At 62.5% G+C, this 7,122-nt stretch carries 6 protein-coding genes and 1 pseudogene; 3 read left to right on the top strand and 4 right to left on the bottom strand.

Annotated elements, in window-relative coordinates; all coding sequences use genetic code 11:
* Positions 1–498 precede the first annotated feature (498 nt).
* Positions 499–948 (top strand): DUF2501 domain-containing protein, encoded by a 450-nt coding sequence (locus tag Q1L50_RS08140; RefSeq protein ID WP_300337405.1) that lies wholly within the window; start codon positions 499–501, stop codon positions 946–948.
* A 396-nt stretch (positions 949–1,344) separates the two neighbouring features.
* Positions 1,345–2,703, top strand: a complete 1,359-nt coding sequence (gor, locus tag Q1L50_RS08135; protein WP_300337407.1) for a glutathione-disulfide reductase — start codon at positions 1,345–1,347, stop codon at positions 2,701–2,703.
* Between the two features lie 102 nt (positions 2,704–2,805).
* Here gor and Q1L50_RS08130 read toward each other — a convergent pair whose 3' ends face one another.
* The 4 genes from Q1L50_RS08130 to Q1L50_RS08115 form a co-directional block, all read right to left on the bottom strand.
* Positions 2,806–3,330 (bottom strand): peroxiredoxin, encoded by a 525-nt coding sequence (locus tag Q1L50_RS08130; protein WP_300337404.1) that lies wholly within the window; start codon positions 3,328–3,330, stop codon positions 2,806–2,808.
* Positions 3,331–3,500: 170 nt separating this feature from the next.
* On the bottom strand, positions 3,501–4,067 hold the full coding sequence (locus tag Q1L50_RS08125; protein ID WP_300337402.1) for an SRPBCC family protein: 567 nt from the start codon (positions 4,065–4,067) through the stop codon (positions 3,501–3,503).
* 81 nt (positions 4,068–4,148) lie between these two features.
* The gene (locus Q1L50_RS08120) at positions 4,149–4,895 is read right to left on the bottom strand and encodes a zf-TFIIB domain-containing protein (protein ID WP_300337401.1); all 747 of its coding nucleotides are present in this window, start codon (positions 4,893–4,895) and stop codon (positions 4,149–4,151) included.
* A 141-nt stretch (positions 4,896–5,036) separates the two neighbouring features.
* Positions 5,037–6,437 carry a PIG-L family deacetylase gene (locus Q1L50_RS08115; RefSeq protein WP_300337399.1) on the bottom strand — a complete coding sequence of 467 codons (1,401 nt, stop codon included), beginning with the start codon at positions 6,435–6,437 and terminating at the stop codon, positions 5,037–5,039.
* A gap of 259 nt (positions 6,438–6,696) precedes the next feature.
* Here Q1L50_RS08115 and Q1L50_RS08110 point away from each other — a divergent pair.
* Positions 6,697–6,997: pseudogene (locus Q1L50_RS08110) on the top strand (transposase); the annotation flags it as partial.
* Between the last annotated feature and the right edge of the window lie 125 nt (positions 6,998–7,122).

The following is a 7,122-nucleotide window of genomic DNA, read 5'->3' as shown; positions in this document are numbered from 1 at the left end:
TTGGCTCGCATTCGACAGAAGTCGACCAGCGCAACTCGGGACGAACGAGAAATTCAATGCCAACCGATATTTTCAAGGCGGCGCGCTCGCCAAAAACCGGAGTTTTCGGTCAGGCACTAGTTACCTGCTAGAAGTCCCCCGGCTGTCTAGCCCCCTTGTGCGAAAGCTCTTTTTCCCACCTGCCCCCAGGCTTTGAAAATTCAGGGCTGGCGCACTCATGCTTCAGGGCTGGGCCGTTTCAGGGTGCCTTTGCGGTGCTGTCGTTGCTCACGAGCAGCGACGATCCACCGGAACCGTGGCTCCATGGCGCTCCAGCCAGGGGCTTCCTGCGTGCTTGCTGGCGCGCCGGCGCTCTCGCAGGCCGTTGGCGGCAAGCTAGCGTGGCATCTCGTGGGCAATCGGCGACCACCACCAGGGATTGGCCGTACGCCAGCAATGAACTACAGTGAGAGGCACTTGCGCTCTTCAACTCTTCCCGCCAACAGAAGGAGTTCATGCATGAACACACGTACGCGATGCGTTGCTGCCTCAGCGATACTGCTCGCCGCCGTGTTGCCGCTTTCGGCGGCGCACGCGCAGCTCGATGGCCTTCTCAAGCAGGGAGCCAGCGCCGGGTCGTCGGGGGGACTCGGGAACCTGGGTGGCGTGGGCCGAGCGCTGTCAGGGCAGTCGATCACCTCGGGAAGCGCCGGCAACGTCGCGGGCCTGCTGGAGTTCTGCATCAAGAACAACTATCTGGGTGGCAGCCAGGCGGCTGCGGTCAAGAACTCGTTGATGAGCAAGCTCGGCGGATCAGCGGCTTCCGACAGTGGCTACGGCAGCGGCGCCAAAGGCATTCTGAGCAGCAGCGACGGCAGCCAGATCGACCTCAGCGGCGGCGGCCTCAAGGACAAGGTCACCCGGCAGGTCTGCGACCAGGTGCTCGCCCAGGGCAAGTCGTTGCTGTGACCCGGCAGCGGAAGGTGCGCTGGCGGATCGACTCCCGCAAGAGCGCGGGCGACAAGTCGTCTGCGTGTTTGAAGGCGGACCGCCGATGCTCCTGCCCGGGATTGCCGGGCACAGCAAAGGCGCATCGCCGCTGGCCTGTTCTGCACGACGGAGGCGTCGGAGACCGCCGCCGACGACTGAGTTTCCGCTCCCGGGTTGGGCGTTGTCGGAACAGCACCAAGAACTGTCTCCGTCCCATCCGGTTCTTGTCATCGTCGATTCAGGCCCGACCAGCCGGATGCTTGGCAAGCGAAGCAGCTACCGCGCCACGCCCAAGATCTTGCGCGGCCAGCCGTATTGCCCGGGCCGGCAGCCTGGTGGTCGGGAATCAGAAAGAAAAGCGGGAGGAACAGCCCTGTGCGAAATCATGACTACGACCTGTTCGTGATCGGCGCCGGCTCCGGCGGAGTAAGGGCGGCGCGGATGGCTGCCGGTTTCGGGGCCAGAGTCGCGATTGCCGAAGACCGTTACATGGGCGGCACCTGCGTCAACGTCGGCTGTGTGCCGAAAAAGCTCTACGTCTACGCGTCCGAGTTCGGCAAGGCCTTCAAGGATGCCCGGAATTTCGGCTGGAGTAGTGAAAGGCCCGGTTTCGACTGGGCAACACTGCGCGACAACAAGAAGACGGAAATATCGCGCCTCAACGCCATCTATGACAGCTTGCTGGCAGCGGTGCAGGCGGAGGTGATCAACGGCCGTGCCCGAATCATCGATCCGCACACCGTGGCGGTGGGTGAGCAGCGCTATACGGCCGAGAAGATTCTGGTAGCCACCGGCGGCTGGCCGCACATCCCGGAGTTTCCTGGCAGCGAGCACGCGATCAGTTCCAACGAGGTTTTCGACCTCGAACGCTTTCCGGAGCGTCTGGCGATCGTCGGCGGTGGTTATATCGCCGTGGAGTTCGCCGGCATCTTCAATGGCCTGGGCGCCCGGGTCAGCCAACTGTACCGTGGCCCCCTGTTCCTGCGCGGCTTCGACGCCGACATCCGCGCCCATGCTGCCCGGGAGATCAGAAAGACGGGAGTGGACCTGAGGTTCGAAGTCAATGTGCAGTCCATCGCCCCGGGACCCGGCGGCCTGCGGGTACAGCTTACGGACGGCTCGAACCTTGAAGTCGATGTCGTGCTCTACGCCACTGGCCGCAAAGCCAACTTGCTGGGACTGGGCCTGGAGAACGTGAACGTGCGCATCAGCGACGCCGGCGCGGTCGCCGTAGACGACCAATACCGGACGTCCGAACCCAGCATTTTCGCCCTTGGGGACGTGACGGGCAGGGTCGAACTGACGCCGGTCGCCCTGGCCGAAGGGATGTCCTTCGCCCGCCGCCAGTTTGGCGGGCTGGAAAACGCGGTCGATTACGATTTCATCCCCACTGCGGTGTTCTGCCAGCCGAATATTGGTACCGTCGGGTTTACCGAGGACGAGGCGCGCGCACGGTTCGGGCCGATCCGATTGTTCAAATCGACCTTCAAGCCGATGAAGCACACCATCAGCGGGCGGGACGAAAAAACCTTCATGAAGCTGATTGTGGACCAGGCCAGCGACCGGGTGGTGGGTGCCCACATGATGGGACCGGATGCCGGAGAGATCATGCAGGGCATCGCCATCGCCATGCGCGCGGGAGCCACCAAGGCAATCTTCGACACGACCATCGGCATACACCCCACCGCTGCCGAGGAATTTGTCAGCATGCGCGAGCCATGGAGCGACGATTAGGCTGGCAGTTACGTAGCGGCGGCCAATGACTTGGCGCGTACCGAGCCGGCGGAGGGGTCAGGAGCAGGGCTCGCCATCCTTCCCTGACCCGGTTATCGCTGGTTAGCGGCTCTTCAGGTGGTTGAGCATGGTATCGGCATCTGACACTTCAAACGGGTCTGTCGGACAGTTGTCCTGGAAGCCCGCTTCCGAAAAGACCTGCTTGATTTCGCCATCTTCGACATACATCGAGTAGCGCCAGCTGCGCGGGCCAAAGCCGAGGTTGTGTTTGTCGACCAGCATGCCCATCTTGCGGGTGAACTCGCCATTGCCATCCGGCAGCAGGAAGACGTTCGTGGCGCCCTGGCTCTTTCCCCACTGGTACATGACGAACGCGTCATTGACGGAGATGCAGACGACCGCATCGACCCCTTGCGCCTTGAAGTCCTCATAGAGTTCTTCATAACGCGGCAAATGCGATGTCGAGCAGGTCGGCGTGAATGCGCCGGGCAGCGAAAACACGACGACATTCTTGCCCTTGAAGATTTCGTCGCTGCTCAGGTCTTTCCACTCGAAGGGATTAGGCCCGCCCAGGGCATCATTGCGTACGCGGGTCTTGAAAGTGACGCTAGGGACGTGATTGCGCATCGTCGTTCTCCATCGTTGACTTCGGGACTCACCAGTTCTTGCGGTTCGTCCAGAATTATTGCATGAGCTACCACAGATCGACAAACGAATCCGCCAGCCATTGATCATGGCCAATTCGGGCGAGCCAGCTTGGCACGTGAAACGCCTGCAAAAGCCGGTGACACAAACTCCTAGCGGACCTCGCGCCGGTTCATTTCAGCAGCCATCAAGGCCAATTGCTCTTCGACCTCGTGCTGGACAAAGGGGCCGCCGAAGGTCCGTGCGATTCCCGAATCGGGAACAATCTCGGCCCGGTAGCGAAGCCGGGTGCCGCCCGCGGTTTCCGACAGGGTCATCTCGCTTTCGAACCGCTTGGCATTTCCTGTGAGCTGTATGGCGAGAATGCGCTTCATTGGCTCAAGCTGTATTTCTCTCACCGAGGCGAACGAGTACGAAAAGAATCCATACTTCGCAGTTCCCTCCTGCATCACAAACACCGAGCTGCCTTTGCGGCGGATTATCTTGCTGAGTCTGAGATTACTCAAAATGCCGACCATGTTGTCGAAATCGGTAAGCACCTCCCATGCGGTGCGCAAAGGCACCTGAATGGCGACCGTTGCATCAACAAGAAAAGCATCACCAATTTTCTCGACAGCGACCAGAATCTCCGCTTCGGCTCCAAGCGCCGCAAAACTCAGGATCAGCAGAAGAATGGCGGCGACGCGTCGCAATCCGGGCATGGTCTGGTGACGACTCATATCAGTTTAATTCTTCACAGACCCGCGCCAGACAAGAAATCAGACGGTTAAAGATCGTCGGTCCGCGCCAGCAACTTCCACCTAGCGCTTGAGCAGCTTCCAGACTGTTTCGATGCCGCCCAGGACCAGGTCGGAGACATCGTCGTCGAGCCAGCCATTGCGCTTCTCCCGCACCTTCAGAGACCTGGCGCGCTCATTGGCCACCAGTGCGTCGGCGACAGCGTGCGGGTCGACATGCTGCTGCCGCGTTGCTTTCTCACCGAAGTTCTCCAGCGCGCTCTGCACGGCGTCATGATCGAGAATGACGATCGGCGAACGGCAATGCGTGCACACGTTGTCGCGACGAATATCGACCGGCGCGCCGCAACCGGAGCAGCGGATGGTCTGCACCTGGCTCGCCAACTCGGCGACTTCGCCGCCGTTGAGCTGGCGAACGAAGCCTTTCTCGATCAGGAAAGCCGAGAACGCACTGTAGCGGCCGTGGTGCTGTGGACAACGACTGTAGGAAAATCGACCGCTGCGGGTGCTGTCGAGTCGGTGCATCAGCCGCTCCCGGCAGCGGGGGCAATGCAGAACGTCACGCCAGGGCTGGCGCAAGTCGGCATGGTGTTGATGCAACAGGCGAAAAAGTTCGAGGATGCCGGCCGGAGCGAGCTGGGCGCTCTCGAATTCGTCGAACCAGATGCCCTGGCAGGCAAAACAGATGTCCAGCGAAACGACGCCATTGAGCTGGCGTTCGAACTGCTGGACGACCATCGGCGCCTGACAACTGGGGCACGAGCCGCCGTTCGTCGGAAGAACTGGCAGCGGATGGTTGGCGTCGGTCATCGAGGTGGCTGCAAGTCAGCTGTGAATCGGCGCCGTGTCGCTACTGGTCAGTCCAGGCGGCGTGCTCTGCGAGCAGCCCGGGCGGTGCGAAAAGTACGGCCAGGGCACGCCAGCGATTATAGCCGCGCGCCCTGCCCGCGCTCAATGCTCAAAGCGACGAACCCAGAACAGTTCATGGCGGCGAACCGCCTTGCGAAAGAACTCGTTTTCGCCGCTGGCAGGCCAGTGGCGGCCGACAAGAAGCCTCTGAATCGTTCGCCGTAGACGCTTCTTCAAGGGTAATGGGCCTTGCAAATCATGCTGCATGGCCAGGGCCATCGCCTTGTCGAGCTGGACTTCGGCGCCCAGACACGGGCTCCACAAGGCATCGGGCGGCAGCGCCGCCAACGCTGGCGGCAGGGCGACACCGCAGCCGGCCGGGCCCATCGGCCAGCGGTCGTTGTCGTGCAGGTGATTGGCGTAGAGCAATGCCAGCTCCGGCTTCCATCGCGAATCGCGCACCGCCTGATTGAGCGCTTGCGTGGCAGCGACGTGATCGGCATGCGGATCAAGCTCGGGATGCGGCATGACGATCACCTCCGGACGACAGTATTCGAGCAGGGCGACCAGGTCGTCGTGCAGGTTCCTGCCGGACGGAACGCCGTCGCCATCGGCCGGCAGCACGACCGGATTGTACTGGCGCGCGCGGCGCACGTCGGCTTCGCCCGACTCGCGTGAAGCAAACGTCTGCCCGGGCTCGGCAAGCATCGCCGGCAGCTGCAGGCAGTAGTAGCCGAGCTGCACACAGCGGCTCTGCGGCACACCACCCCAGAGTGGTACGGCCAGGCTGTCCCAACTTCGCAATCGCCCTTTCAGGCGTGCCGCCTGGCCGGCGTCGAGTCCCAGGCGGCAATAGTCGGAGGCCTCGATCTCGCCTTGCGTGAGGGTGACGATGAACACTTCGGAGGTGCGGCTGTAGAGACCAAAGGCAGCCAGTTCGGCGTCGTCGGCGTGCGGCGCCACGACCATCATCCGCCGCTTGGCGTAATCGGGGTTGCGCAGCACATGGAGGGTGGCCTTGGGCGGCAAGCGGCAGAAGCTTGCGCTGATCGTCAACTCACCCTGAGCCAGCGCGTCCGCCTGTCCCGACAGGTTCAGATAACGGCGGCCGCGCATGCCGCGCTCGAAGTCCTGGCGGTCATCGCCGACCCGCACATGAGGGTCGAGCCAGCGGCCCAGCGCGGTACTCTGCAACTCCAGTTCGAGGATCAGCGTCTCGCCGATTGCCAGCGGGGCGCTCAGGCGCAGGTGCCCATCGGCCAGCGTGACGCCTTGCTGCGCCGTCTCGGCCGGAAAGGCATGCCGGTAGTCGTCCTGCGGCGAATAGAACAGGTGATCGGCGAACCATGCTTCGTGAGCGATCCATCCCAGCGCCAGGAAGAGCGGCGGCAGCCACCAGGCGACCAGTACGCCGAGTGCGGCAAGCACCAGCAGCGCGACCAGCAATGCCAGGCGCCTTTGCCGACGATGACGACTTAGAAGGTGTTGTTTGCGTGTGCTCATCGGCTAACGGTCATTGCAGTTGCGGCCGCCCCGGATCATGAAAGCAAATGCGATCTGGGAAACGGCGGGTAGAGGTCGCGCAAAGTTTTGGCGGCTTGACCCCGCAAGCTCACGTGACCCGCTGAACCGACTCGTACCCCGGATTGCTGCCATCGAGCGCACACATTAAAAAGGCCGTTGGCGACTTGTCGCCTTCAGGCAACTTCGGTTCTGGCACCCGCCGCCTCCCGCCTTTAAGTTTATTGCGAAAGGAGACGGTATGGAACTGGTTCCGATCCACCGGCGGGTCATTGGACTCGACATCCATCAAGCCCAGATCACGGCGTGCGCGATCGCCGAGGAACCGGGTGGCGAGACACGCACAACGGCAGTTCGGTGCCTTCAAACGGGACCGACAAGCGCTGGCCGCCTGGGCGGCGGCGCTTGAGCCGGACGAGGTGGTCATGGAAAGCACCGGCATCTACTGGAAGAGTCCGTACGCAGCGCTGGAGGCGGCGGGTATCCGGGCGACGGTGGTCAATGCCCGCCACGTCAAGCAGGTGCCCGGGCGCAAGACCGATGGTGTCCTTTCGGCAACGCTGCATGAAATCGCGACGGCGGTCTGATAGCGTGGTAGGCCCGTATTCACTGATCCAGAGGCCTCCAGATGCCGCCGTCCCTAACCGTGTCCGACCCCCATCTGGCC

It is taken from the genome of Accumulibacter sp., assembly GCF_029255145.1.
Classification (GTDB): Bacteria; Pseudomonadota; Gammaproteobacteria; order Burkholderiales; family Rhodocyclaceae; genus Accumulibacter.
Note: the sequence above shows the minus strand (reverse complement) of the source record. Positions and strands in the feature narration are given on the sequence as shown.